The organism is Duganella lactea, assembly GCF_009857505.1.
Lineage (GTDB): Bacteria > Pseudomonadota > Gammaproteobacteria > Burkholderiales > Burkholderiaceae_D > Rugamonas > Rugamonas lactea.
In genome coordinates this window covers 64,112-90,208 of sequence record NZ_WWCP01000023.1, presented here as the reverse complement: position 1 = coordinate 90,208, position 26,097 = coordinate 64,112, and the positions used below count along the sequence as shown (strand labels likewise).

Genomic DNA, 26,097 nt, shown 5'->3' with positions numbered 1-26,097 from the left:
CGCCGTCCACTGCGCGCTCTGGCGTAGGGATGTAGCTGTCCAGTGCTTCGGCCAGGGCCATGATGGCTTGCTCGCCCAGAGGACCGGTGTCGCCGTCCAGTGCTTTACGTGCCGAACCTTTGATGATAGGCAGGTCGTCGCCTGGGAACTCGTATTTCGACAACAGCTCGCGCACTTCCATTTCAACCAGTTCCAGCAGCTCTTCGTCGTCCACCAGGTCGCATTTGTTCAGGAACACGACGATGTATGGCACGCCAACCTGACGGGCCAGCAGGATGTGTTCGCGGGTCTGTGGCATTGGGCCGTCAGCGGCGGAGCACACCAGGATCGCGCCGTCCATCTGCGCTGCGCCGGTGATCATGTTTTTGATGTAGTCGGCGTGGCCTGGGCAGTCAACGTGCGCGTAGTGACGGGTAGCGGTTTCGTACTCGACGTGCGCGGTGTTGATGGTGATGCCGCGGGCTTTTTCTTCTGGCGCAGCGTCGATCTGGTCGTAGGCTTTCGCTTCGCCGCCGAATTTCTTCGACAGGACGGTTGCGATTGCGGCGGTCAGGGTGGTTTTGCCGTGGTCGACGTGACCGATGGTGCCAACGTTGACGTGCGGTTTAGTCCGCTCGAACTTTTCTTTTGCCATTTTGATTCATCCTCAAAGTTTTAAATATGCGGCCAGGTGATCTACCCGGCCGCAAAAATTACACAATTACTTGGTTTTCGCGGTAACGATCGCGTCGATAACGTGCTTAGGCGCCTCGGAGTAGTGCTTGAACTCCATGGTGTAGGTCGCACGACCTTGCGTTGCGGAACGCAGGGTGGTCGAGTAACCAAACATTTCCGACAGCGGCACTTCGGCTTTGATGATCTTGCCGCCGCCGCCTGGGATTTCGTCCATGCCCTGCACCATACCGCGGCGGGACGACAGGTCGCCCATCACGGTACCGGCGTAGTCTTCCGGCGTTTCCACTTCCACCGCCATCATGGGTTCCAGGATGACTGGGTTGGCGCGTTTGCACGCTTCCTTGAATGCCATCGAACCGGCCATGCGGAATGCATTTTCGTTCGAGTCAACATCGTGGTACGAACCGAAGGTCAGGGTGACTTTGACGTCGACCACTGGGTAACCGGCCAGAACACCGGTGTTCAGGGTTTCGCGCACGCCTTTTTCAACCGCAGGGATGAATTCACGTGGAATCACACCGCCCTTGATCGCGTCGACGAACTCGAAGCCTTTACCTTGTTCCTGTGGTTCCAGGGTCACGACAGCGTGACCGTACTGACCACGACCGCCCGACTGCTTGACGAACTTGCCTTCCACATCGGACACCGATTTGCGGACGGTTTCGCGGTAGGCAACCTGTGGTTTGCCCACGGTCGCTTCCACGCCGAATTCGCGCTTCATACGGTCAACGATAATTTCCAGGTGCAGCTCGCCCATACCACCGATGATGGTCTGGCCCGACTCTTCGTCGGTCTTGACGCGGAACGACGGATCTTCCTGTGCCAGACGGTTCAGCGCCAGACCCATTTTTTCCTGGTCGGCCTTGGTTTTTGGTTCCACCGCCTGTTGAATCACCGGCTCTGGGAAGACCATTTTTTCCAGGGTGATGATCGATTGCGGATCGCACAGCGTTTCGCCGGTGGTCACGTCTTTCAGACCAACCGCCGCGGCGATGTCGCCGGCGCGCACTTCTTTGATCTCTTCGCGCTGGTTGGCGTGCATCTGCAGAATACGGCCCAGACGCTCTTTACGACCTTTGACCGAGTTGTACACGGTGTCGCCGGCATTGATCACGCCCGAGTACACGCGGAAGAAGGCCAGCTGGCCAACGAACGGGTCGGTCATGATCTTGAACGCCAGCGCCGAGAATTTCTCGTCGTCCGACGCTTTACGGGTTGCCGGCTCTTCGTCTTCGTCGGTGCCTTTAACGTCGGCGATGTCGATCGGCGATGGCAGGTACTCGATGACCGCGTCCAGCATGGCTTGCACGCCCTTGTTTTTGAAGGCGGTGCCGCACAGCATAGGAACGATTTCCGAAGCGATGGTGCGATCACGCAGCGCTTTTTTGATCTCGGCTTCGCTCAGGTCGCCTTCTTCCAGGTACTTGTTCATCAGGTCTTCGTTCGCTTCAGCAGCGGCTTCAACCATTTTCTCGCGCCACTCGGCGGCCGAATCGGCCAGCTCGGCAGGGATATCGACGTAGTCGAATTTCATGCCTTGCGACGCGTCGTCCCACAGGATCGCTTTCATCTTGACCAGATCGATCACGCCTTTGAAGTTGTCTTCAGCGCCGATCGGGATCTGGATCAGGATCGGGTTGGCCTTCAGGCGTGCGCGCATCTGCTCGTACACTTTGAAGAAGTTGGCGCCGGTACGGTCCATCTTGTTGACGAAGGCCAGACGTGGCACTTTGTACTTGTTGGCCTGACGCCAGACGGTTTCCGACTGTGGCTGAACACCGCCCACGGCGCAGTAAACCATGCAAGCGCCATCAAGCACGCGCATCGAACGTTCCACTTCAATGGTGAAGTCAACGTGGCCTGGGGTGTCGATGATGTTGATGTGGTGTTCTGGGAAGTTGTTCGCCATGCCTTTCCAGAAGCAGGTGGTCGCAGCCGAGGTAATGGTGATACCGCGTTCCTGCTCCTGCTCCATCCAGTCCATGGTGGCGGCGCCATCGTGAACTTCACCGATCTTGTGGTTCACGCCCGTGTAGAACAGAACGCGCTCGGTAGTGGTGGTCTTACCTGCATCGATGTGAGCGGAGATACCGATATTGCGGTAGCGCTCGATGGGGGTCTTGCGGGCCATAATTAATCCTAAATCGTTTAATGGACAAAACCGAGCGCCATTTTTTGGAGAAAAAATGAGCCCGGCCTCGAACAACGGATAACAGCCAGCTCAGCAGCTGGCCGATTTTATTAGAAGCGGAAGTGCGAGAACGCTTTGTTCGCTTCAGCCATACGGTGAACTTCGTCACGACGCTTCATCGCGCCGCCACGGCCTTCAGCCGCTTCCAGCAGTTCGCCGGCCAGACGCTGTGGCATCGATTTTTCGCTGCGCTTGTTGGCGGCTTCACGCAGCCAACGCATCGACAGCGCCATACGGCGCACTGGGCGGACTTCAACCGGCACCTGGTAGTTTGCACCACCGACGCGACGGGATTTCACTTCAACCAGCGGCTTGGCGTTGTTCAGCGCGGTGGCGAACACTTCCAGTGGATCTTTGCCCGATTTTTGCGAGATGTGCTCGAAGGCACCGTAGATGATGTTTTCTGCGACCGATTTTTTACCGGACAGCATCAGAACGTTCACGAATTTGGCGACATCGGTGTTGCCGAATTTTGGATCCGGCAGGATCTCGCGCTTGGGTACTTCACGACGACGTGGCATGTCATTTCCTTTTATCTTCAGTTGAGTGCCTTGCGGTCACTCGCGGCGGCCATCATAGCCAACCACTTACTCGGTCTCGCGACCGGCTCAACTCAATTAATGTAGATTACTTCTTGGCTTGCTTGGCGCGCTTGGCACCGTATTTCGAGCGAGCTTGTTTACGGTCTTTAACGCCCTGGGTATCCAGTGCACCGCGAACCATGTGGTAACGCACACCTGGCAAGTCTTTTACACGACCGCCGCGCAGCAGAACAACGCTGTGTTCCTGCAGGTTGTGGCCTTCACCGCCGATGTACGAAATAACTTCGAAACCGTTGGTCAGACGCACTTTGGCAACTTTACGCAGTGCCGAGTTAGGCTTCTTAGGAGTGGTGGTGTACACACGGGTGCACACGCCACGTTTTTGCGGGCTGTTTTCCAGCGCCGGCGATTTGCTCTTCACGACCAGCTTGGTACGTGGTTGGCGAATCAGTTGATTGATGGTTGGCATCGTTCTAAACCCAACTAAATAACAACATTAACAACCCGGTCATAGTGCCGGGGACAAAAAACCTTCTCTCGATCTATTGGGCCGTCGGAGGCGCAACCAGCCGCCCTCATGGAGCAGCCAGATTCAACGTATACGATGTGCAGAATAAATTGAGAACTCGCGAGTATAGACCTGTCACCTGGCGCAGTCAACCAATTTCACGGCCCGGCGCCGCTGCCGGCCGCAAGGCGACACTAGCAGAAAGCCAGTAAAACGCTTGATAATAGCGGGCACTACCACTGCCGCCGTTGCCCATGCGATCCCTGTTGCGCCCCGCTCCCCTGTTCGTGCTGGCCAGTTACCTGTTGCTGTCGCTGGTGCCGTGCGTGCCGCTGTTGCTGGGAAGGCAAGTGCCGGCGCTGGGCCATGTGCTGGCGGTCGAGGCGCTGGTGTGGCTGGCGGTGTGGAGCGTGTTCGGCCGGCCGGCGTGGTTCCACTGGCTGCTGTTGCCGGCCTTCCTGGCGCTGCCGACCGAAATGTATTTGTTCATCTACTACGGCCAGGGCATTTCCACCCACCACCTGGGGATTATCGCCGAAACCAGCCCCAAGGAGGCGATGGAGTTCCTCGGCAACAAAGTCTGGCTGATGGCGGCGGTGCTGCTGGCGGTGCTGGCCTGGTGGCTGGCGGTGCAACGGGCGGCCAACCGCGGCGCCATGCTGACCTGGCGCGGCAAACCGCGCTGGGCCACGCTGTCGCTGGTCGTCATCGTGGCCGGCGTGCTGGCCTACGGCTGGGAATTCGGCGTGCGCGCCCGGCCGGCGCCGCATGCCAGCGCCGGCAAGGGGGCGCCATCGGCCGACCAGGCCACCGCCAGCGGCGAGCAGGCCTCCGCCGAGGAAGCGGCGCAGGAGGCCAGCGATCCGGAACACCCGGCCATCGCCGGCGCCGGCCACACCGGCTGGCACTTCGGCCCGCTGCCATGGCGGCTGCGCTCGCCGCTGAGCTTTGGCGAGTTCGCTTCCTCCTGGCCGTTCGGACTGGGCGCGCGCGGCGTCGACTTTTATAAAGAACGCGCCTACCTGGCCGACCTCGGCCAGCGCAGCAGCCGCTTCACCTTCGCCGCCCACCAGCCGGCGCCGAACGACACGCCGGAAATCGTCATCATGGTCATCGGCGAATCGTCGCGCTACGACCGCTGGGGCCTCAACGGCTACACGCGCGACACCACCCCGCTGCTGCGCCAGGAGGCCAACCTGGTGACGCTGCCGGACATGATCACTGCGGTCTCGGCGACGCGGCTGTCGGTGCCGGTGATCATCTCGCGCAAGCCGGCCATGCAGTCGCTGAAAGACGGCTTCTCGGAAAAATCCTTTCTGACCGCCTACAAGGAGGCCGGCTTCAAGACCTTCTGGCTGTCGAACCAGATCTCGTTCGGCCAGTTCGACACGCCGGTGTCGGTGTTCGCCAAGGAAGCCGACGTGATCCAGTTCATGAACCTGGGCGGCTTCACCAACAACTCCAACTTCGACCAGATTCTGCTGGAGCCGCTGCGCCTGGCCATCGCCGATCCGCGGCCGAAAAAACTGATCGTGCTGCACACGCTGGGCAACCATTGGAACTACAGCCAGCGCTATCCGAAGGCATACGACAAATGGCAGCCGTCGCTGTTCGGCATCGACCAGCCGGCCTACACCGACCTCAAGCTCAAACCGCAGATCAACAACAGCTACGACAACTCCATCCTGTACACCGACTGGTTCCTGGCGCAGGTGATCGGCCAGCTGAAGCAAACGCAGCAGTTGGCGTCGATGGTCTACGTGGCCGACCACGGCCAGACGCTGTACGACGGCAGCTGCAACCTCGCCTTCCACGGCCACAACACGCAGTACGAGTTCCACGTGCCGGCGGTGGTGTGGTACTCGGATGAATTCCAGGCGCACTATCCGGAGAAGGTCCGCCAGCTGCTGCGCCACCGCAAAGCGCGGCTGGCCACCGAAAACATCTTCCACACGCTGCTCGATCTCGGCGACATCCGCTACCCCGATGAAAAGCTGGAGTGGAGCTTCGTCAGTTCGCGGTTCAAGCAGCACAAGCGCTATGTGGACAGCTACGGCTGGTCCAACTACGACAACGCCACCTTCAAAGGCGACTGCCGCGAAGTGATGGACAAGGGCAGGCCTCTCAAACAGGAGAAGTAATGGGTATCCGCATCGCGGCGGCGCAAGCGCCATCGGCGGCGGGCGACATCGCCGCCAATCTGCAAACGCACTTGCGCTTCATCGCCGCCGCGCGCGCCGAAGGCGTGCAGTTGCTGGTGTTCCCGGAACTGTCGCTGTGCGGCTACGAGCTGCCGCTGCTGCGCGACTGCGCCATGGCGCCGCACGACGCGCGGCTGGACGCGCTGCGCGCGGCGGCGGCCGGCATGACCGTCATCGTCGGCGCGCCGCTGACGACGGTCATGCCGGCCGCCGCCGCGCGGCCCTGCATCGCCAGCATCACGCTGACGGCGGACGGCGGCACCCGGATCTACCGCAAACAATATCTGCACGGGGGCGAGGAGGTCTACGCACAAGCGGGGCCGATCGGCGCCACCGCGCATGCGCTGCTGGGCCAGCACTATGTCGAGGCCATCTGCGCCGACACCACGCACGCGGCCCACGCGCAGGCGGCGGCCGCGGCCGGCGCCACGCTGTACGTGGCCGGCGTGCTGATTTCGGCGGGAGGCTACGCGCACGACGCCGCGCTGTTGCGCGGCCATGCGGCCAGCCATCAGATGGGCGTGCTGCTGGCCAACCACGCCGCCGATTCCGGCGGCTACAGCGTCGCCGGCAACAGCGCCTTCTGGGCGCCCGGCGGCCAATTGATCGTTCAGGCCGACGGTCCCGGCGACTGCCTGGTCATCGCCGAAGCGCAGCACGGCTGGCAAGGCCGCGTGGTGCCGCTCGCGGCCGCCGCCGCGACTTAGCGCAGCGCCAGCTGGTGGCCCGCGCGGCGCGGCGCGGCGGCGCCTTCGTTGATCTTGAAGATACTGACGGTCTGCTGCAACTCGGCCGCCTGCTCCTGCAGCGACTGGGTGGCGGCCGCGGCCTCTTCCACCAGCGCGGCGTTCTGCTGCGTCACCTCGTCCATCTGCGCCACCGCCTGGTTGACCTGATCGATGCCGTCGCTCTGCTCACGGCTGGCGACGGCGATCTCACCAACGATCTGCGTCACCTGATGCACATTGCCCACCAGCGTGGTCATCGTCGTGCCGGCCTGCTCCACCAGATTGGTGCCGAGCTGAATCTTCTGTACCGAATCATCGATCAGCACCTTGATTTCCTTGGCCGCCGACGCCGAGCGCTGCGCCAGATTGCGCACCTCGGTGGCCACCACCGCGAAGCCGCGGCCCTGCTCGCCGGCGCGCGCCGCTTCCACCGCCGCGTTCAGCGCCAGAATATTGGTCTGGAAGGCGATGCCGTCGATCACGCCGGTGATATCGACAATCTTGCGCGAGGCGTCGTTGATGTCGTTCATGGTGGCGACCACCTGCTGCATCACTTCGCCGCCCTGGGCCGCCGTCGCCGACGCCCCCTCCACCAGCGAGCGCGCCTGCTGCGCGTTCTCCGAGTTTTGCTTGACGGTGCTGGTCAGCTCCTCGATCGAAGCGGCGGTCTCCTCCAGCGAGCTGGCTTGCGTTTCGGTGCGCGACGACAGCTCCATATTGCCCGCCGCCAGTTCCTGCGATCCGGTATTGATGATGTCGGCGCCGTTGCGCACGCGCGAGACGGTCGACAGCAAATCGCTCTGCATGCGCTCGATCGCCCGCAGCAGCCGCTGGATCTCGTTATCGCCGTTGGCATCGATATGCACGGTCAGGTCGCCGCTGGCCACGCGGTCCAGTTGCTCGACCGCGCCTTCCAGCGGCCGCAGCACGGTGGAGCGCAGCATCAGATGCGCGCCGAACACCACGCCCAGCGCGATCAGCAAGCCCAGCGCCACCAGCCACATGACGACGGCATACTCACTGGCGCGGCTGTCGGCCAGGTCATTGATCTGCTCATCGCCCTGTTTCTGGAATTTCTCCAGCAGCGACGAGAAGTTGGCGCCGACCGGGGTCAGCTCCTTGGAGTTGATGGCCGAGTAGCCGGCGGTGTCGTCATTGGCCAGCGCCGCCGATCCGCGCTCCAGCACGGCGGACAGCTTGCGTCCCGATTCCACCAGCTCTTTCTTCAATTGCGCGTCCTGGCCGGGTAATGCCGGCGCCTTCTCGAACTTGTCGATGAATTCCAGCGTGCGCACGTAGGATTTCTTGGCGCTGGCCAGCGCGGAGTCGCGCGTCGCCTTGTCGTCGCCCTCCTTCAGCGCCGCATAGCCGCGCGTCATGGCCGAGCGGGTGCGCGTGGTGTCCTTGTAGGCATCATTGATGGTGATGACTTGTTTGGCAATGCCATGCACCATCGCGATCGACTTGTTGGACTGCTGTAGCGCAAAAATGCCCAGGCCGGCGCCGGCAAGCAACATTATCGTAAACAGAACAAGCACACCCAACAAGCTTGCCCGTACAGTAACCTTATTCATCCCGCCTCCAGGTTGGCATTTCTAAATAGAAACACTATACCAAATTCCCGAAGTTTTATAGCTTGAAATTAACGATTGGGGGAGCGGTCACAGCACGCCTGCAACGCCTCGCACAGACCTGGATAGGCAAACACAAAGCCGCTTTCCAGCAAGCGCGACGGCACCACGCGCTGGCCTTCCAGCAGCAAATCGGCCTGCTCGCCCAGCGCCAGGCGCAGCGGCCAGCCAGGCGTCGGCAAGCCATACGGACGCCGCAGCACCGACGCCGCCACGCGGCTGAACTGCGCCTGCGACACGCACTCCGGCGCGGTGAAGTTGTAGCTGCCACCGGCCTGCGCGCGGCACAGATGGGCGATGCCGGCGATCAGATCGTCGACGTGGATCCACGACAGCCACTGCGTGCCGCCGCCCAGCGGTCCACCCAGGCCCAGCCGGACCGGCAACAGCATCATCGGCAACGCCCCCTGCCGGCCCAGCACCAGGCCGAAGCGCATGCAGGCGACCCGCACGCCGTGCGTCTCGGCGCCGCGCGCCGCCGCCTCCCATTCGCGGCACAGGTCGGACATGAACACCGGCTGCGGCCCGTGCCGCTCGGTCAGTTCGGTCTGGTCGCCACGGGCCTGCACGCCGTAGTAGCCGATCGCCGACGCCGACAACAGTAAGGCCGGCTTGTGTTCGGCACTGGCGATCCACTGCACCACCTTGTTGGTCAGGCCGATGCGGCTTTGCCGCAACACCGCGCGCCGCGCCGCACTCCAGCGCCAGCCGAGAATGCGGGCGCCGGCCAGATTGATGATGACATCAACGCGCCGCGACGGCGGCAACTGCTCCATGCCGGCGATGCATTCGACGCGGCCGTCGAACAACGCCGACGCTTGCGGCACCTGTCGCGTGAGCACCGTCACGCGGTGGCCGTCGCGCAGCAAGGCCTGCACCAGAATCTGGCCAATAAAACCGGTGGCGCCGGTCACCAGGAAGCTGCGCTCACTGTCTGCAAATTTCATCATGGTTTATGTACCATCAGCCAATAAACAATCAGCAGGGCGCCAAAGGCGGGGAAGCCCAGCGCGGTCCAGATTTTCTCATAGCGCCAGTAGCGCGCCGGCAGCGGCGCGTTATCCCGTGCGGCGATGGCCGCCATGTCGCGCATGCGCAGTTGCAGCCACACCACCGGCAGCCAGCAGGCGCCGGCCAGCGCGTACAGCGCCAGCGACCAGACGATCCATGTGGCGCCAAGCGGATAGCCCGCCATGTGGATCATCCAGAAGCCCGACAGCGGCTGGATGATGACGGAGGGCGTGGTGAACCACCAGTCCGCGCGCGCCACCAGACGCAACACCACGGCGATGGCCGCGACGTTGCGCGTGCGGTTGGTGAAGAACATATAGAAGGCCGTGCCGAAGCCGGTGCCGAACATCGCTGTCGCCGACAGGATGTGCAGCCATTTGATCGCCAGATAGTCCACTATTTACTCGCCCTCCACATCAAGAACATCAACGCCAGCAACGGCAGGTTTTTACTCAACGGCCCGAACGGATGCAGCCAGAAGAACGGCAGGAAAAGACTCATGATGACAGTGTAGCCGCCCACCAGCGCCAGCTGCGTGGCCCACAGCCAGCGGCGTGGACGCAGCAACAGCAGCACGCCGATGGTGGCATCGGTCAGCGCAGCGGCCAGCAGCATCGGCTCTTGCGCGAACACCGGAATGCCGCAGGCGGCCAGCCACGCGCGGCTTTCCACATGGGGCCAGCCAAACCAGGAGACGGCGGCGGTCAGCAGCCACAGCACCGCCATCGACAGGGTGATCAGCACCGAGGCCCAGCTCCACACGGCCGCGATGCGCTGTGCCGGTTGCGCGAATTGCGCCGGGTCGCGCAGCGGGCGGCCGTGCAGCGCGGCGGCCGGTGCGGCGTTGGCGGTGTTGCCACCGTCGGCGCTGTGCTTCAGCATCAGCAGCGATGCCGGCGTCAGCGCGCTGGACGGCATCAGCGCGGCGACATGGGCCGCCACGCGGGCCAGCGGCATCGGCAGATCCAGCACCAGCGCCGCCGGCGCCCGCATGCCTTGCCGCAAATCGCGCAGATAGCCGGCCATGCTGGTGGCGCGCGGGCCAACCGCCGCCAGTTCGCGCGGCGGCTCGGGCGCGGTCACCAGCGCGGCGATGAGCGCGGCCAGGTCGTCAACGTGAATCGGCTGCACCTTGGCGCCATGCGCCATCGGCATCATCAGCAACGGCAGCGTGGCCAGCATGCGGAACATGATGCTGCTGGCGCCAGCGTCGCCATACACCAGTGACGGCCGCACAATGGTCGACTGCAAGCGGCGCGCGCGCAGGTCGGCCTCCGCCGCCCCCTTGCTGCGCCAGTAGGCGGTGGCGGCGTCGGCGGCGCTGCCGAGGGCGGAGAGCTGCACCACACGGCGCACGCCCAGCGTTTCGCAGGCGGCGAACATGGCCACCGGCGCGGCGCGGTGCAGAAGGTCGAAATCGCCCGCGCATTTTCGCGGATGATGCCGACGCAGTTGACCACGGCATCGTAGCCTCGCAGCAGCGGCAGCCAGTCCTGCTCGCTGGTCAGGCGGCCAAAATCGGCTTCCCTGCTGCTGAAGCCGGTAACGCCGCAACCGGTCGCGCGCAAGGCTTGCACCGCATGGCTGCCGATCAACCCTGTGGCGCCGAGTACCAGGACTTTCATGCCGCCTCCCGTCAGTGATTTCTGTTAAAACAGAAATGGTCAGCCAAAATTTTTTAATCGCCGCCCAGTAAGCGCGCCACCTTGCCGCCCATTTTCAGGAAGCGTTGCATGGTTGCCGGCGGCAAATGCTTGTAATCCTCATAGGTCGTGGTCAGCATCTCAAGGAAATCCAGCACCTGCTCCATCTTTACTTTGGTGGCCTGTTCCAGTTGCGGATCATTTTCCGCCTCCACGGCGCAGGCGCGGAGCACGGTCAACGTCGGATCGATCTCGCGCTTCTTGCGCTCCTCGACGATGACGCGGAAGATTGCCCACACGTCTTGCAGGGCCTGAAAGTGATCGCGGCGGTCGCCAGCCATGTGGGTGATGCGCACCAGCCCCCAGCTCTGCAACTCCTTCAGGCTGTTGCTGACATTCGAGCGCGCCACATTCAGCGTCTCGGCGATCTGCTCGGCGTTCAGCGGCTGGTTGACCAGGAACAGCAGCGCGTGAATCTGTGCCACCGTCCGGTTCACGCCCCAGCGCGCGCCCATTTCACCCCAGTGCAGGATGTATTTTTGAATCGTTGGAGAGAGTCCCATGGATTTCTCTAATTTCTGTCATTACAGAAATAATAGGATGCCTTTTCAGCAAAGTCAATGGCGACATCCGCAGTAGCGCAAACCTGCGAGTTAGCGATTCGATACGATGAAGAACGGTCGCGACTCGGGCCTTTCTGCTACGATCAAATCGGGAGGCATCATGGCCATGCCTATCAAATTCGACACCCTTGAATACACCCGCAGTCTGGTGGAAGCCGGCATCCCCGCCGCCGACGCTTAGGCGCATGCCAACGCCCTCAGCCTGGCGATGGCCGAAGCAACCGTCTCACCCGGCGAACTGCTGCTGCTCAGAACAGACGCGCTGGCGGCTTCTGTAGATGCGAAGATAGAAGCGCTTCGCGCGGAGATGAACGCCAAATTCATCCCGCTGTACATGATGGCTGGCTTAACCCTGGCGCTGCAAGTCGTTCTGCTGATCAAGCTGTTCGCCTGAAAAACCAGCCGGCCCGGCCATGTAATTGCTCAGCCAGGCATGGATGCGGTTGGCCTTCGCCGTGACGGCGGAGTCAAAGCCGCGCTCGGTCAGCAGCGCGATGCCGTTGGTAGCAACCAGCAGGCCGGGCGCCAACCGCCAGCGGCCATCGACACGGCTGACACACCATGGCTGCAAGCAGTCCGACAGCAACGACGCCAGCACCAGATGATGCGACGCCACCATCACACGTCCCCGCTGCGACAACTCGTGCAGCACCGCCCCCGCCGCCGACACCGACTCCAGATAATTCGTGCCACGGAAAATCTCATCGATGACAAAGATGGCCGGCCGCAGCGCCGCCAGCGCCAGCAACTCCTGCCCGCGCCGCAGCTCGGCCATGTAGAAACTCTCGCCGCTCGCCATCGCATCCTCGTTCTGCATGCTGCTGTAGACCGGCAGCAGCGGCGTCACCGCGCGCGCCGCGTAGCAGAAGCCGAACGCCCGCGCCGTGATCAGGTTCAAGCCGACCGTGCGCAGCAAGGTACTCTTGCCGATACCGTTCTGGCCCGAGATAAACACGCCCTGCCGCGCCATGCCGAAGGTCAGCGCCGCCGCATCGTCCAGCAGCGGATGCACCACCTGATCCAGCGCCACTTCCTCGCCCTGCTCGGCCCAGCAATACGCGTCCACCGACACCAGGTGCCGCGCCAGCGCCAGATCCGCCTCCAGCGCCGCCACCCGCTCAAAGCTGGAACGCAGGAAGCTAACGCTCTCGCGCACCACCTCGCGGCTCTGGAAGAAATGACGCACGTTCTGCAGAAAGAACCAGTCGCCATACTCGCGCGCACCCGGCATATTGGACAGCAGCGAACGGCTCATGCGCCGATTCAGCTTCGCCGCCTGCGCCGCATCCTCGCGCAAAGGCTCTGCCGCCGGCGCATCGATCTGCCCGAACAAGGTATGCGCACGCAGCATCAACTGCGTGGTCTTGAGGATGCGCCCCCACTCCTGCACCGCCTCGTAATAACGCGCCTGTATCCCGCACAGCAGCAGCGCCAGCACCACGGCAACGCCCCACAACGGCAGCCAGCCGGTCAACCAAGCCGCGCCGATCGAGGCGACAAACATCAGCGGCAGCCAGCGTAATACCGGCAGCCAGCGCGGCAACGACGGCAATACCGCGCCAAACAAGGTCTCGCTGATTTCGCGGTCGGCGTCGCGCAGGTCCTTGCTGGCCGCCTGCAATTGCGTCCGCAGACCGGCGTCCGCCGCCAGCGCGCGCACGCGCACAACCGACGCCTCGCCGCCACCTCGCGCCAGATGCAGCCGGCTATGCAGCGCCTGCTGGCCAAGAATGCTGGTCTCGCGCGCCAGCCGCGCGCTGTATTCCGGCAGCAGCAGGTCGTTCCAGGTGTGGGAATCCACCACGCTGTCGGTGCCGGACACGGTGCGGTGGTACAAGGCGACGTCGCTGGCGACGAAAGGATAATCGGTCATGCCGGGCCATATGCCGCCACTTGACAAGTTTTCAAGTGGCGCCGGACAAGGCGGACAACACGGACGCTCGCGGACAGCGGACACGCGCCAACAATCCCATAAAAATCAACCGCTTAGCATGTGGCACGCTTTCTGCATAACGTTGTAGGTCCACTCACAACCAAGCCATCATGATACGTGACACCTCCAACCAAGACGCCGTGATCGCGCCCGCCAAGGGCCGCAATACCAGGCGCGGCATCATCATCGCCGGCGCCGCCGTGGCGCTGCTGGCCGCCGGCTGGTACCTGTTCAGCACCTGGCGCGGCAGCGACCACTCGGTCAACCTCGCGCGCCTGCGCATCGCCGAAGTGGGTCGCGGCACCTTGATCCGCGACGCCGCCGTCAATGGCCGCATCGTCGCCGCCGTCAGCCCGACGTTGTACGCGCCGTCGCTGGCCACCGTCACGCTCAAGGTCAACGCCGGCGACACCGTCAAGAAAGGCGACGTGCTGGCGGTACTGGAGTCGCCCGACCTGTCGGACGCGCTGAAGAAGGAGCAAGCCGCCTACGCGCAGATCGAAGCCGACGTGGCACGCCAGCGCATCCTCGCCCGCAAGCAGAAACTGCTGGCGCAGCGCGACGCCGACACCGCCGAAATCGACCGCCTGTCGGCGCAGCGCACGCTGGAGCGCTACGACGCCGTCTCCAACGAAGGCATCATCGCCAAGATCGAATACCAGAAGGCCAAGGACGCGCTGAACTCCGCCGCCATCCGCGCCAAACACGCGGAGCAGGCCTCGGCGCTGGAAAACGACAACGTCGCGCTGGAGCTGGAATCGAAGATCAAGCAGCTGGAGCAGCAACGCAGCACGCTGTCCAACGCCCAGCGCCGCGTCGACGAGCTGACGGTGCGCGCGCCGGTCGACGGCTTTATCGGCACGCTGTCGGTGGCCAACCGCAGCGTGGTGCCGGCCAACACGCCGCTGATGACGCTGGTCGATCTGTCGCGGCTGGAGGTGGAACTGGAAGTGCCGGAGACCTATGTGGCCGACATCGGCCTGGGCATGACGGCGGAGGTCAACTACGGCACCGGCACCGCCAACGGCAAGCTATCGGCGCTGTCGCCGGAGGTGGTGAAGAACCAGGTGCTGGCGCGCGTGCGCTTCAACGGCGAGCAGCCGGCCGCGCTGCGCCAGAACCAGCGCGTCACCGCGCGTCTGCTGATCGACGAGAAACCGAATGTGCTGATGGTGCCGCGCGGTCCCTTCGTCGAGTCCGAGGGCGGCCGCTACGCCTACGTGGTGCGCGACGGCCTGGCCGTGCGCACGCCGGTGAAACTGGGCGCCACCAGCGTCTCCGCCGTCGAAATCCTCGGCGGCCTGAAACAGGGCGACAAGATCGTCATCTCCGGCACCGAAACCTTTGAGAACGCCGCCCGCGTCTCGATCAATCAATAACTTTACTGAAGAGGCCCGCCATGCTGCGCATGAAAAACCTGAGCAAAGTGTACCGCACCCACATGATCGAAACGCACGCGCTGCGCGGTTTCGAGATCGACGTCAAGCAAGGTGAATTCGTCACCGTCACCGGGCCGTCCGGCTCCGGCAAGACCAGTTTCCTCAACATCGCCGGCCTGCTGGAGGAGTTCACCGACGGCGAGTACATCCTCGACGGCGTCAACGTCAAAGGCATGGACGACAACGCCCGCTCACGCCTGCGCAACGAGAAGCTGGGCTTCATCTTCCAGGGCTTCAACCTGATTCCCGACCTGTCGCTGTTCGATAACGTCGACGTGCCGCTGCGCTACCGCGGCTTCAACGCCGCCGAGCGCAAGGAACGCATCGAGGACGCGCTGGCGAAGGTCGGCCTGGCCTCGCGCATGAAGCACTATCCGGCCGAACTGTCGGGCGGCCAGCAGCAGCGCGTGGCGATCGCGCGCGCGCTGGCCGGTTCGCCCAAGCTGCTGCTGGCCGACGAACCGACCGGCAACCTCGATACGCAGATGGCGCGCGGCGTCATGGAGCTGCTGGAAGAGATCAACACCGCCGGCACCACCATCCTGATGGTGACCCACGATCCGGAACTGGCGGTGCGCACGCAACGCAATGTCCACATCATCGACGGCCAGGTGTCGGACCTGGTGCGCAAGTCGCCGTCGCTGAGCACCGTCGGCCACGTGGCCTAAGGAGCCGTTCATGTTCCAATACTACTTCCTGCTGGGCGTGCGCAGCCTGCGCCGCAACCCGGCGCTGACCGCGCTGATGGTGCTGACGCTGGCCATCGGCGTCGCCGCCAGCGTCGCCACGCTGACCATTCTGCACGTGATGTCGGGCGATCCAATCCCCGACAAGAGCAACCGCCTGTTCGTGCCGCTGCTCGACAACGGCCCCACCGAAGGCTACACGCCGGGCGATAAGCCGAACGACGATCAGATGAGCTATCCGGACGCCATCAACCTGTTGAACGGCAAGGCCGGCGAGCGCCGCACCGCCATCTACGGCATCGGCCAGTCGATCGAGCCGGAACGCAAGGACATCGGCGCCTTCACCGCCGGCGGCCTGGCCGTGACCAGTGACTTCTTCAATATGTTCGACGTGCCCTTCCTGCACGGTCAGGGCTGGAGCCCGGCCGAGGACAAGAGCGGCGCCGATGTGATCGTGTTAAGCCGCAAGCTGTCCGCCAAGCTGTATGGCGACGCCAACCCGGTCGGCCAGCGCATGAAGCTGGGCGGATTGCAGTATCAGATCGTCGGCGTGCTCGATACCTGGAAAGTGGTGCCGCGCTTCCATCGCATCATCGGCAATGACGACGGCGCCTTTGAGGACGAGGATGAACTGTACCTCCCCTTCGCCAGCGCCATCCGCCACGAATTCCAGCGCAACGGCAGCACCAGCTGCACCGGCGATGTCACGCCCGGCTTCCAGGGCTTCCTGAATTCGGAATGCACCTGGATCCAGTTCTGGTTCGAGACCCGCACCGCCGCCGATCGCGCCGAGCTGCAAAGCTTCCTCGACAGCTACGCCACCGAACAGCGCAAGCTGGGGCGCTTGAAGCGCGCCGCGCCCAACATGCTGTACGACGTGCGCGAATGGCTGGATCACCTGAAAGTGGTCGGCAACGACAGCAAGCTATCGGCCTGGCTGGCGTTCGGCTTCCTGATCCTGTGTCTGGTCAACACCATCGGCCTGCTGCTGGCCAAGTTCTCGGTGCGTGCCGCCGAAGTCGGCGTGCGCCGCGCGCTGGGTGCCTCGCGCCGCGAGATCTTCACCCAGTTCCTGATCGAGACCACCGTGGTCGGCCTGGTCGGCGGCGTGCTTGGCCTGCTGCTGGCGTTCGGCGCGCTGGCGCTGATCGCCATGCAGTCGAAAGCACTGACCGTGGTGGCGCACATGGACTGGTTCATGATGCTGACCACCTTTGCCATGGCGGTCGCGGCGGCGGTGCTGGCCGGCCTGCTGCCAACCTGGCGCGCCTGCCAGGTGACGCCGGCGCTGCAACTCAAATCCCAATAAGTTCCGATAAGCGAGCCACATCATGGAAATCCGCCCCATCCTTTCCGCCCTGCTGCGCAACAAGACCGGCCCGATCCTGGTCGCGGTGCAGGTCGCACTGAGCCTGGCCATCCTCGCCAACGCCCTGCACATCGTGCAGGTGCGGCAGGCGGTATCGGCGCGCGAAAGCGGCCTGGCCAACGAGCAGGACGTCTTCGCGCTGCAGATCCGCCAATTGCAGGCCGGCTCGCACGAAGAGCAACTGGCCAACCAGATGCGCTACGGCGAGACGCTGCGCGCGGTGCCAGGCGTGCTGTCGGTGGCCACCTCGTGGCAAATGCCGCTGTCACGCTCGGGCAACTACACCAGCCTGTCGGTCAGCCGCAAGCAGACCACCGAATCCGCCACCGTCAGCGTGTATCGCAGCGCCGATTCGCTGATCAAGACCTGGGGCCTGCAACTGGTCGAAGGGCGCGACTTCCTGCCGGGCGAAGTGCCGATCATCGACCAGAATGTCACCGATGAAGGCAACACCGTCGCCATCATCACCCGCCCGCTGGCGCAACGCCTGTGGCCAGACAGCGGCAGCCCGATCGGCAAGACCTTCTACTTCGGCAACGGCGACACGGCGCGCGAAGGCCGCGTGGTCGGCGTGATCGAGAAGCTGCAAACGCCCGGCGCGCAAATCGCCGAGACTGGTGAATTCTCGATCCTGGTGCCGCTGCGCGCCACCGGCGGCAAGTCCTTCAACTACACGCTGCGCGCCGAGCCGGGTCAACTGGACCGTGTGATGAAGGAGGCCGAAGCCGCCGTGCGCGGCAAGTCGGCGCTGCCGGTGATCGTCCGCCTGCGCACCATGGATGAATTCCGTACCACGCGCTACCGCGCCGACAAGGCGCTGGCGTGGATGCTGCTGACCGTCAGCGTGCTGCTGCTGCTGATCACCGCCAGCGGCATCGTCGGCATGGCCAGCCTGTGGGTGACGCAGCGGCGCAAGCAGATCGGCGTGCGCCGCGCGCTGGGGGCGCGGCGGATCGACATCCTGCGCTACTTCCTGACCGAGAACTTCATCATCACCAGCGCCGGCATCGCCGCCGGTGTGCTGCTGGCGCTGGGCCTGAACCAGCTGCTGGTCAGCCAGCTGGAACTGGCGCGCCTGCCGGCCGGCTATCTGGTCGGCGGCGCCGTGATCTTCTGGGTGCTGGGCGTGCTCGCGGTGTACGGACCGGCGTGGCGCGCCGCCAGCATCTCGCCGGCCACCGCCACGCGGACGGCATGATGAGCGCTGCGGGCACGCCGCGACAGTGTTATGCTGGCGGCATGCCTACCGTACTGATAATCGACGATAACGCCGCCGTGGCCGTGGCGCTCGACGTGCTGTTCTCGCTGCACGATATCGCGGCGCTGCGCGCCGCCTCGCCCAAGGAGGGCCTGACGCTGCTGGAACAGCACAGCGTGGACCTGGTGATCCAGGACATGAACTTCAGCGCCGACACCACCTCCGGCGAGGAGGGCGCGGCGCTGTTCCGCGCGATCCGCGCGCGCCATCCGGACCTGCCGGTGATCCTGCTGACCGCGTGGACCCACCTGGACGCGGCGGTGGACCTGATCAAGGCCGGCGCCGCCGATTATCAGGCCAAGCCGTGGGACGACAACAAGCTGATCGCCACCGTCAACAACCTGATCGAACTGGGACAGGCCAAGCGCGCCTTGCAGCAGCGGGTGCAGGGGGAGCTGCGCCAGCGCCGCGAGCTGGAACGCGGCCACGATCTGCGCGGCATGGTGTTCCAGGACCCGGCCACCGAGCGTGTGATTCATCTGGCCTGCCAGGTGGCGCGCGCCGACGTGCCGGTGCTGATCTCCGGTCCCAACGGCACCGGCAAGGAACGGATCGCGGAAATCATCCAGGCCAATTCCTCGGTGCGCAACGGGCCGTTCGTGGTGCTCAACTGCGGCGCGCTGCCGGCGGAGCTGATCGAGGCCGAATTGTTCGGTGCCGACGCCGGCGCCTACACCGGCGCCGCCAAGGCGCGTGAAGGCAAGTTCGAGGCGGCCGACGGCGGCACGCTGTTCCTCGACGAAATCGGCAATCTGCCGCTGGCCGGACAAATGAAGCTGCTGCGGGTGCTGGAGACCGGGCGCTTCGAGCGGCTCGGCTCCAACCGCGAGCGTCAGGTCAAGGTGCGCGTGGTCAGCGCCACCAATGCCGACCTGCCGGCCATGATCAAGACCGGCGCCTTCCGCGAGGACCTGTTCTACCGTTTGAACGTGATCGAGCTACGGCTGCCGCCGCTGGCGGCGCGCCCGCTCGACATCCTGCCGCTGGCGATGCACTTCCTCGGCCCGCAGCCGAATCTGCAACTGCATCCGGATGCGCAGGCGGCGCTGCTGGCGCACCCATGGCCGGGCAATGTGCGCGAGCTGAAAAACGTCATGCTGCGCGCCAGCCTGCTGGCCAGCGGCGATGTGATCAAGGTGGCCGATCTCGGCCTGCCCGCCGCCGCCGACAACGCGGGCGGCGTGGCCGGCCTGGCCGATGACGCCCACCGCGAGCCGGACCGCGACGCCATCAGCCTGGCGCTGAGCCGCGCCGGCGGCGTGGTGGCGCAGGCGGCGGCGGAACTCGGCCTGTCGCGCCAGGCGCTGTACCGCCGCATGGAGCGGCTGGGCATCGTGCGTCCATGACGGAACGCCGGCGCGGCCTGCGGCTCTCGCTGCTCACGCGCTGGACGGCGCTGATCGGCACCCTGCTCACGCTCGGCATGCTGATCGCGCTCGCGCTGGAACACTACTTCCCGAAAAATCCCGGCCTGGTGATCGGCGTCTGCCTGCTGTGCGTGATCCCGCTCGCCATCATCACCATCCGCGCGGAGCTGCAGCGCATGCTGTCGCTGTTCCGCGCCCTCACCGGCACCGTCACCAGCTACCAGGACGGCGACTTTTCCTTCAGCCTGCACTGGCCGCAGAACGATGAACTGAGCGACCTGGTGGCCGCCCACAACGCCCTCGGCGACGTGCTGCGCCAGCAGCGGCTCGACCTGGTGCAGCGCGAACTGCTGCTCGACACCATGGTGCAGAACACGCCGGTCGCCATGCTGCTGGTCAGCGAGTCCGGCCCGATCGTCTACGCCAACATCGCCGCGCGCCAGTTGTTGAACGACGGCCGCAAGCTCGAAGGCCACAGGCTGGACGAGGTTCTCACCCGCGTGGCGCCGGAACTGCTGGAAGCCCTGGCGCGTGGCGGCGACGGCCTGTTCACCACCAAGGACGGCGAAGAGGAGGATGTCTACCACCTGGCGCGCCGCAGCTTCAACCTGAATGGCCGCAAGCACGAACTGCTGCTGCTGCGCCAACTGACGATGGAACTGCGCCGGCAGGAGGTGCAGACCTGGAAAAAAGTCATCCGCGTGATCAGCCACGAACTGAATAACTCGCTGGCGCCACTGACCTCGCTGGCGCACTCCGGCGCGGAACTGGTGCGGCGCGGGCAAACGGAGAAGCTGCCGCAAATCCTCGGCACCATCGGCGAACGCACGCGCCACCTGGAGAGCTTCATCCTCGGCTATGCGCGCTTCGCCAAGCTGCCGGCGCCGCGCATCGAGGCGCAGCCCTGGCAGCCGTTCATCGAACAACTGGGCGAACAGGTGATCTTCAAGCAGACCGGCGAAGCGCCGCCGGAGCCGGGCGCCTTCGATCCCGCCCAGCTGGAACAGGCGCTCATCAACCTGCTGAAGAACGCCCACGAATCCGGCTCGCCGGCCGGCGAGGTACGTCTGGAAGTGCGCAAGCTGCGCGAGGGCGTCCGCATCGATGTGCAGGACCGCGGCCCCGGCATGAGCGACGCCGTGCTGGCCAACGCGCTGGTGCCGTTCTACTCGACCAAACGCAGCGGCACCGGCCTGGGCCTGGCGCTGGCGCGCGAGATCGCCGAGGCGCACGGCGGCCGCATCACGCTGAGCAACCGCGAAGGCGGCGGGCTGACGGTGACGATGCTGTTGCCGCTGGCCTGATAAACTAGCGGCATGTCCAAGTCTTTATCCCCCGCCGTCCGTTTCGACCAGCCCGGCCACCCGCCGGCCACCATCACCGAATTCCAGGGCGTGCGCAGCCTGCATCTCGGCACCTCATGGGTGCAGGGCGCGATGCGCATCACCAAGCCGGATAACATCGAACTGGAATACATCCAGATGATGATGATGTGGCTACTCTTCATCGACCAGCCGCGCCACATCGTGCAACTGGGCCTGGGCAGCGCCGCGCTGACCAAGTTCTGCTACCGCCGCCTGCCGCAGGCGCGCGTCACCGCCATCGAGCTCAATCCCAACGTCATCGCCATGTGCCAGGCGCAGTTCGCGCTGCCGTCCAACGACGAGCGCCTCGCTGTGCGCGAAATGAACGCGATGGACTTCGTGCTCGATCCGGCCAACCGCAACACGGTCGACGTGCTGCAGGTGGACCTGTACGACGAGGAGGCGCGCGGTCCGGTGCTCGATTCGCAGGAGTTCTACCAGGGCTGCGCCGACGTGCTGCGCGACGGCGGCATCATGACCACCAACGTGTTCGGCGACGACTTCACCAACTACGACAAGAATCTGCAGACCATGGAACTGGTGTTCGACGCCGTGGTGTGGCTGCCGGAGGTGCACGACGCGAATATCGTCGTCATCGCTTTCAAGAACGCGCCGTCGCTGGATTTCAGCGTGCTGTATGAGCGTGCGGCGGAGATCAAAAAGATCCTGAACCTGCCGGCGAAAACCTGGGTCAATGGCCTGAAAGGCTGGATGCTGGACCAGCAATAAACCGCATATCGATATGCGCTCGTCGCATACCGATGCGTGTGCGCCACACTTTTTTACCCACGTTTGCACAGCGCATGCCGGTATCGCCGGCAAGCTTACGATACATTCGTTGGCAAAGCACGAATTATCAGCAAATGTGCTTATTTCACAACGTTGACCCGCAAGTCGCGTTGGCGCGAGTGGAACCCCTCCCTTAGTATTTTTCGACCGGCCGTCCCCCCACTGGCCGTCTTAAAATACAAGAGAGAAAAACAATGACCACAACCCCGCATTTCAAACATACCCTGCTCGCCAGCGCCATCCTGCTGCTGGCGGCGCAAACCGCCCAGGCGCAAACGCCCGATGAACAAACCGTGGTGGTACTGGGCTCGCGCTCCGTCGCCAAGAGCGCGTTGGACACCTCGTCGCCGGTAGGCCTGATCAGCCAGAAAGACCTGCAGACCGCCGGCCCGCTGGAGCTGGGCAAGCTGCTGCAAACGCTGGACCCGTCGTTCAATTTTTCCACCACCTTCATCAGCGACGGCACCGACTCGATCCGCCCGGCGACCCTGCGTTCGCTGGGCCCGGACCAGGTGCTGGTGCTGATCAACGGCAAGCGCCGCCACCAGCAGGCGCTGGTCAACGTGCAGCAAACCATCGGTCGCGGCTCGGCCGGTACCGACATCAACGCCATTCCGCTGGCGGCCATCCACCACATCGAGGTGCTGCGCGACGGCGCCGCCGCCCAATACGGCTCGGATGCGATCGCGGGCGTGATCAACATCGTACTGAAGTCGAACATCGGCGAGACGGCGCTCAGCGGCCAGCTGGGCACCACCTCGGAAGGCGACGGCGACCTGTACTCGGGCAGCGTCAATCGCGGCTTCGCGCTGGGCGAGAACGGCGGCTTTATCAACCTGACCGCCGAAGCGCGCAAGCGCGGCGAAACCAACCGCGCCGGCCCGGATTCGCTGCGCGCCAATCCTCCGCGCGTCACGCAGCACATCGGCGACAGCAACACCAAGGACGCCTACCTGTGGTGGAACGGCGCGCTGCCGATCGATAGCCACAGCGAGTTCTACGCCTTCGGCGGCGTCTCCAAGCGCACCAGCGATTCGTATGGCTTCTTCCGTTCGGCCGGCGACGCCCGCACCGTCGCCGCCGTGTATCCGAATGGCTTCCTGCCGGCGATCAGCACCGACATCAAGGATGCGTCGTGGGCCTTCGGCTACCGCCGCGATTTGCCGAGCGACTGGAAGGCCGACATCAGCATCAACTACGGCCAGAGCGAACTGGCGTTCCACGAGTCGAACAGCTTGAACGTCAGCTACTGGTACGAACCGAAACCGGGCGGCGGCATCTACGCCGAATCGCCGCGCGAAGCGGACACCGGCACGCTGCGCTTCTCGCAGCTGACCTTCAACGCCGACGTCAAGGGTCCGGTCAAATTCGGCGACACCACCGTCTCGCTGGCCACCGGCTTCGAGTACCGCCGCGACAACTACCAGATCATCGCCGGCGATCCGGTCTCCTACCAGTATGGCCGCACCAACAACCCGGCCATCAACATCGTCACGCCTGGCGGCGCCACGGCCGCCGCCGGCATCCAGGGATTCCCTGGCTACACGCCCGGCACGGCGGTCGATTCGGGCCGTCACAACATCGCCCTGTTCCTTGACGCCGAGACCAAACCGGTCGACACGCTGACGCTGGGCGGCGCGGTGCGCTACGAGGACTACTCGGACTTCGGCAACACCGTCACCGGCAAGCTGAGTGCGCGCTTCGACCCGACCAAGGAACTGGGCTTCCGCGCCAGCGCCTCCACCGGCTTCCGCGCGCCGAGCGTGCAGCAGGAGTTCTACAGCTCCGTGTCCACCAATCTGAATAACGGCGTGCTGACCGAAACGCTGACCGCGCGCCAGGGCAGCGCCGTCACGCAGGCCTTCGGCATCAAGCCGCTGAAGGAAGAAACCTCGACCAGCGGCAGCGTCGGTGTGGTGTTCCGTCCGGCGCAGAACTTCTCGCTGACAGCGGACGCGTACCAGATCAAGATCAAGGACCGCATCGTCTTCTCCAGCGAGATCGCGCCGGAAGCCGGCGGCGGCCCGATCGCCAACATCCTGCGTCCGCTGGGCGTGGGCCAGGCGCAGTTCTTCACCAACGCGGTGGATACGCGCACCCGTGGCCTGGACATCGTGGCGGTGCACACCACCAAGTTCGACGCGTCCACGCTGGTGCTGTCGGGTCAACTGGGCTTCAACAAGACCGAAGTCACCAAACGCCATTCGACCTCCAGTGTGCTGAGCGGCGAGAAGCTGTTCGACAAATCGCAGGTGACGCTGATCGAACACGGCCAGCCACGCAAGCACCACGTGGTGGCCGCCGATTACACGGTCGGCGCATGGAACGTGACCACCCGCGCCAACTACTACGGCGAGGTGTATGCGGAAAACTTCAGCCCTCTGCAGAAATGGGATGCGCGCTGGCTGGTCGATGCGACGGTACGCTATGCCTTCAGCAAGCGCACCTTCCTCAGCGCGGGCGTGAACAACGCGTTCAACCAGCTGCCGAACGAGTGGACCAACGGCGGCGACTTCCCGAAACTGGGCTTCACCCGCTGCTGGGAGACCTGCCCTATCGGCGTGAACGGCCGTTCGTTCTACGTGCGGGCTGACACGGCGTTTTAAGCTGCGGGTTGGCAGCGTAAGCCGCAAGGTGAATCACCGCTGCCAACCGCTTCACCAGTTCCTCCATCCGCTCGGCCGGCACTTGTGCGTAGCCGAGCATCAATCCCTTCCAGCCTGATACGCCCTGCGTGTCGTGCGTGCTGAGCGCATTGACGGCGATGCCCTGCTTGGCCGCTTGCGCCACCACGGCCATGTCGTCGATGCGGGCATCGTTGAAGCGCAGCGACAGGTGCATGCCCGCCGAGGCGCCGTGCACCGTCGCCACCGATCCCAGATGCAGTTGCAGCGCGGCCACCAGCGCATCGCGGCGCTGGCGATACAGGCGGCGCATGCGCCGCAGGTGCAGCGCGAACTGGCCGCTGCGCAGGAACTCGGCCAACGCCATCTGCTCCGCCGGCCGGCCGCGCGCCGACGATTGCCTGCGCATCTGCGCAAACGCTTCCGCCAGCGCCGCCGGCACAACGATAAAGCCGATGCGCAGCGCCGGGAACATGGTCTTGCTGAAGGTGCCGAGATAGACCACCGGCGCATCCGGCGCCAGGCCCTGCATCGCGTGCAGCGGGGCGCCGTCGTGGCGGAATTCGCTGTCGTAATCGTCCTCGATGATCAGCGCCCCGGCCTTGCGGGCGGCGCCGATCAGCGCGTGGCGGCGACGCAGACTCAGCACGCTGCCAACCGGGTACTGATGCGACGGCGTGGTGTAGATCAGGCGCGGAGGCCGCAGCAGCCAATCGTCCGCCGCCGGCGCAATGCCCTCCTCATCGACATCGATGCCGGCCACCGCCAGCCCGGCGCCGCGCGCCGCCGCCAGCGCACCGGTGTAGCCGGGATTCTCGATCCAGACCGTGTCGCCAGTATCGGCCAGCGCGCGCATGCACAAATCCAAACCACTTTGGGTGCCATCGGTGATGAACACCTGGCCGGCTTCGCACACCACGCCGCGCGCGGCGCGCAGATGGCCGGCAATCGCCTCGCGCAGTTGCGGCTCGCCAGCAGGGTCGCCGTAATTAAGCTGCGCCAGCGTCAGGCCGCGCAGCGCGCGTTCGATCAGACGCCGCCACAACGCCAGCGGAAAGTGATCCAGCGCCGGCACGCCAGGCAAAAATGGCCCCATGCGCGAGGCATCGCCGGATACCGCACGCAGGTTACGCATGCGCCGCGCCAGACCGGCCTGCGGCGTGCTGACCGAGCGCCGGACTGCGGGTGCCGCCACGGCCACCGCCGCGACCACCGTGCCGCACCGGTCGGTGCTCACGAAACCCTCGCTGGCCAGCTGCTCGTAGGCGTACAACACCGTATTGCGCGCCACGCCCAGCTCCTCCGCCAACACGCGCGATGCGGCCAGCCTGGTGCCGGCAGCCAGCGCGCCCTCGCGTATCGCGGCGCGCAGGCACTCATGCAGCAGCCGCTGGCGCGGCCATCCAAGCTGGCGATGCTGTTCCGCATAGCCATTGATCAGCAGGGCGAGATCCATTTCTGGCTCCATAAAAATAGTCATCCATGGCTCTACTGATAGAGCCAGTATTTCATTAT

At 64.5% G+C, this 26,097-nt stretch carries 22 protein-coding genes and 1 pseudogene; 11 read left to right on the top strand and 12 right to left on the bottom strand.

Annotation, left to right across the window (positions count from 1 at the left end):
• From GTP44_RS17810 to rpsL, 4 genes are all read right to left on the bottom strand, one after another.
• Positions 1-634, bottom strand: a 634-nt coding sequence (locus tag GTP44_RS17810) for a GTP-binding protein (protein ID WP_161020490.1), incomplete at its 3' end; no start/stop codon positions are given.
• 66 nt (positions 635-700) lie between these two features.
• Positions 701-2,806, bottom strand: coding sequence for an elongation factor G (fusA, locus tag GTP44_RS17805; protein ID WP_160992325.1), 2,106 nt, complete (start codon positions 2,804-2,806; stop codon positions 701-703).
• A gap of 110 nt (positions 2,807-2,916) precedes the next feature.
• The gene (gene rpsG, locus GTP44_RS17800; RefSeq protein WP_160992324.1) at positions 2,917-3,387 is read right to left on the bottom strand and encodes a 30S ribosomal protein S7; all 471 of its coding nucleotides are present in this window, start codon (positions 3,385-3,387) and stop codon (positions 2,917-2,919) included.
• A 106-nt stretch (positions 3,388-3,493) separates the two neighbouring features.
• Complete coding sequence (gene rpsL / locus GTP44_RS17795) at positions 3,494-3,877, bottom strand: 30S ribosomal protein S12 (protein WP_092281397.1); 384 nt, start codon at positions 3,875-3,877, stop codon at positions 3,494-3,496.
• A gap of 293 nt (positions 3,878-4,170) precedes the next feature.
• Here rpsL and GTP44_RS17790 point away from each other — a divergent pair, with 293 nt between their 5' ends.
• Positions 4,171-6,057, top strand: a complete 1,887-nt coding sequence (locus tag GTP44_RS17790; protein ID WP_161020489.1) for a phosphoethanolamine transferase — start codon at positions 4,171-4,173, stop codon at positions 6,055-6,057.
• Positions 6,057-6,824 carry a carbon-nitrogen hydrolase family protein gene (locus tag GTP44_RS17785; protein ID WP_202424129.1) on the top strand — a complete coding sequence of 256 codons (768 nt, stop codon included), beginning with the start codon at positions 6,057-6,059 and terminating at the stop codon, positions 6,822-6,824. The genes GTP44_RS17790 and GTP44_RS17785 overlap by 1 nt, the downstream gene beginning before the upstream one ends.
• On the opposite strand, the gene GTP44_RS17780 is transcribed toward GTP44_RS17785, so the two are convergent.
• The 6 genes and pseudogenes from GTP44_RS17780 to GTP44_RS17760 all read right to left on the bottom strand — a co-directional run bounded on the left by GTP44_RS17780 (position 6,821) and on the right by GTP44_RS17760 (position 11,693).
• The gene (locus tag GTP44_RS17780; RefSeq protein WP_161020488.1) at positions 6,821-8,419 is read right to left on the bottom strand and encodes a methyl-accepting chemotaxis protein; all 1,599 of its coding nucleotides are present in this window, start codon (positions 8,417-8,419) and stop codon (positions 6,821-6,823) included. The genes GTP44_RS17785 and GTP44_RS17780 overlap by 4 nt on opposite strands.
• 68 nt (positions 8,420-8,487) lie before the next feature.
• A complete protein-coding gene (locus GTP44_RS17775) occupies positions 8,488-9,426 on the bottom strand; it encodes a TIGR01777 family oxidoreductase (RefSeq protein WP_161020487.1) in 939 nt (312 codons plus the stop codon).
• Positions 9,423-9,887: a DUF2269 family protein gene (locus GTP44_RS17770; RefSeq protein WP_161020495.1), complete on the bottom strand. Its 465-nt coding sequence runs from the start codon at positions 9,885-9,887 to the stop codon at positions 9,423-9,425. Before GTP44_RS17770 ends, GTP44_RS17775 begins: the two co-directional genes overlap by 4 nt.
• Positions 9,884-10,870 carry an SDR family oxidoreductase gene (locus GTP44_RS17765; RefSeq protein WP_229256968.1) on the bottom strand — a complete coding sequence of 329 codons (987 nt, stop codon included), beginning with the start codon at positions 10,868-10,870 and terminating at the stop codon, positions 9,884-9,886. The genes GTP44_RS17770 and GTP44_RS17765 overlap by 4 nt, the downstream gene beginning before the upstream one ends.
• 107 nt (positions 10,871-10,977) lie before the next feature.
• A pseudogene (locus tag GTP44_RS27605) lies at positions 10,978-11,112 on the bottom strand (NAD-dependent epimerase/dehydratase family protein); the annotation flags it as partial.
• Between the two features lie 53 nt (positions 11,113-11,165).
• Positions 11,166-11,693: a GbsR/MarR family transcriptional regulator gene (locus tag GTP44_RS17760; RefSeq protein ID WP_161020486.1), complete on the bottom strand. Its 528-nt coding sequence runs from the start codon at positions 11,691-11,693 to the stop codon at positions 11,166-11,168.
• Positions 11,694-11,961: 268 nt separating this feature from the next.
• Between GTP44_RS17760 and GTP44_RS17755 the strand changes: the two genes are divergently transcribed.
• Positions 11,962-12,147 carry a hypothetical protein gene (locus GTP44_RS17755; protein ID WP_161020485.1) on the top strand — a complete coding sequence of 62 codons (186 nt, stop codon included), beginning with the start codon at positions 11,962-11,964 and terminating at the stop codon, positions 12,145-12,147.
• On the opposite strand, the gene GTP44_RS27850 is transcribed toward GTP44_RS17755, so the two are convergent.
• Positions 12,100-13,626: a MutS-related protein gene (locus GTP44_RS27850; protein ID WP_161020484.1), complete on the bottom strand. Its 1,527-nt coding sequence runs from the start codon at positions 13,624-13,626 to the stop codon at positions 12,100-12,102. The genes GTP44_RS17755 and GTP44_RS27850 overlap by 48 nt on opposite strands.
• Positions 13,627-13,796: 170 nt before the next feature.
• On the opposite strand from GTP44_RS27850, the gene GTP44_RS17745 reads away from it, so the two are divergent.
• From GTP44_RS17745 to GTP44_RS17710, 8 genes are all read left to right on the top strand, one after another.
• Complete coding sequence (locus GTP44_RS17745) at positions 13,797-15,065, top strand: efflux RND transporter periplasmic adaptor subunit (protein WP_161020483.1); 1,269 nt, start codon at positions 13,797-13,799, stop codon at positions 15,063-15,065.
• A 20-nt stretch (positions 15,066-15,085) separates the two neighbouring features.
• On the top strand, positions 15,086-15,793 hold the full coding sequence (locus GTP44_RS17740; RefSeq protein WP_160992315.1) for an ABC transporter ATP-binding protein: 708 nt from the start codon (positions 15,086-15,088) through the stop codon (positions 15,791-15,793).
• Between the two features lie 10 nt (positions 15,794-15,803).
• Positions 15,804-17,120: an ABC transporter permease gene (locus GTP44_RS17735; RefSeq protein ID WP_161020482.1), complete on the top strand. Its 1,317-nt coding sequence runs from the start codon at positions 15,804-15,806 to the stop codon at positions 17,118-17,120.
• Positions 17,121-17,142: 22 nt separating this feature from the next.
• Entirely contained in the window at positions 17,143-18,378 is a 1,236-nt protein-coding gene (locus tag GTP44_RS17730; RefSeq protein WP_161020481.1) for an ABC transporter permease, read from the top strand.
• A 41-nt stretch (positions 18,379-18,419) separates the two neighbouring features.
• On the top strand, positions 18,420-19,784 hold the full coding sequence (locus tag GTP44_RS17725) for a sigma-54-dependent transcriptional regulator (protein ID WP_161020480.1): 1,365 nt from the start codon (positions 18,420-18,422) through the stop codon (positions 19,782-19,784).
• On the top strand, positions 19,781-21,109 hold the full coding sequence (locus GTP44_RS17720; RefSeq protein ID WP_161020479.1) for a sensor histidine kinase: 1,329 nt from the start codon (positions 19,781-19,783) through the stop codon (positions 21,107-21,109). The genes GTP44_RS17725 and GTP44_RS17720 overlap by 4 nt, the downstream gene beginning before the upstream one ends.
• Positions 21,110-21,121: 12 nt before the next feature.
• Positions 21,122-21,898 carry a spermine/spermidine synthase domain-containing protein gene (locus GTP44_RS17715; protein ID WP_161020478.1) on the top strand — a complete coding sequence of 259 codons (777 nt, stop codon included), beginning with the start codon at positions 21,122-21,124 and terminating at the stop codon, positions 21,896-21,898.
• Positions 21,899-22,152: 254 nt separating this feature from the next.
• The gene (locus tag GTP44_RS17710) at positions 22,153-24,564 is read left to right on the top strand and encodes a TonB-dependent receptor plug domain-containing protein (RefSeq protein WP_161020477.1); all 2,412 of its coding nucleotides are present in this window, start codon (positions 22,153-22,155) and stop codon (positions 24,562-24,564) included.
• On the opposite strand, the gene pdxR is transcribed toward GTP44_RS17710, so the two are convergent.
• Positions 24,512-26,038 (bottom strand): MocR-like pyridoxine biosynthesis transcription factor PdxR, encoded by a 1,527-nt coding sequence (pdxR, locus tag GTP44_RS17705; RefSeq protein ID WP_161020476.1) that lies wholly within the window; start codon positions 26,036-26,038, stop codon positions 24,512-24,514. The two genes, GTP44_RS17710 and pdxR, sit on opposite strands and share 53 nt — an antisense overlap.
• Between the last annotated feature and the right edge of the window lie 59 nt (positions 26,039-26,097).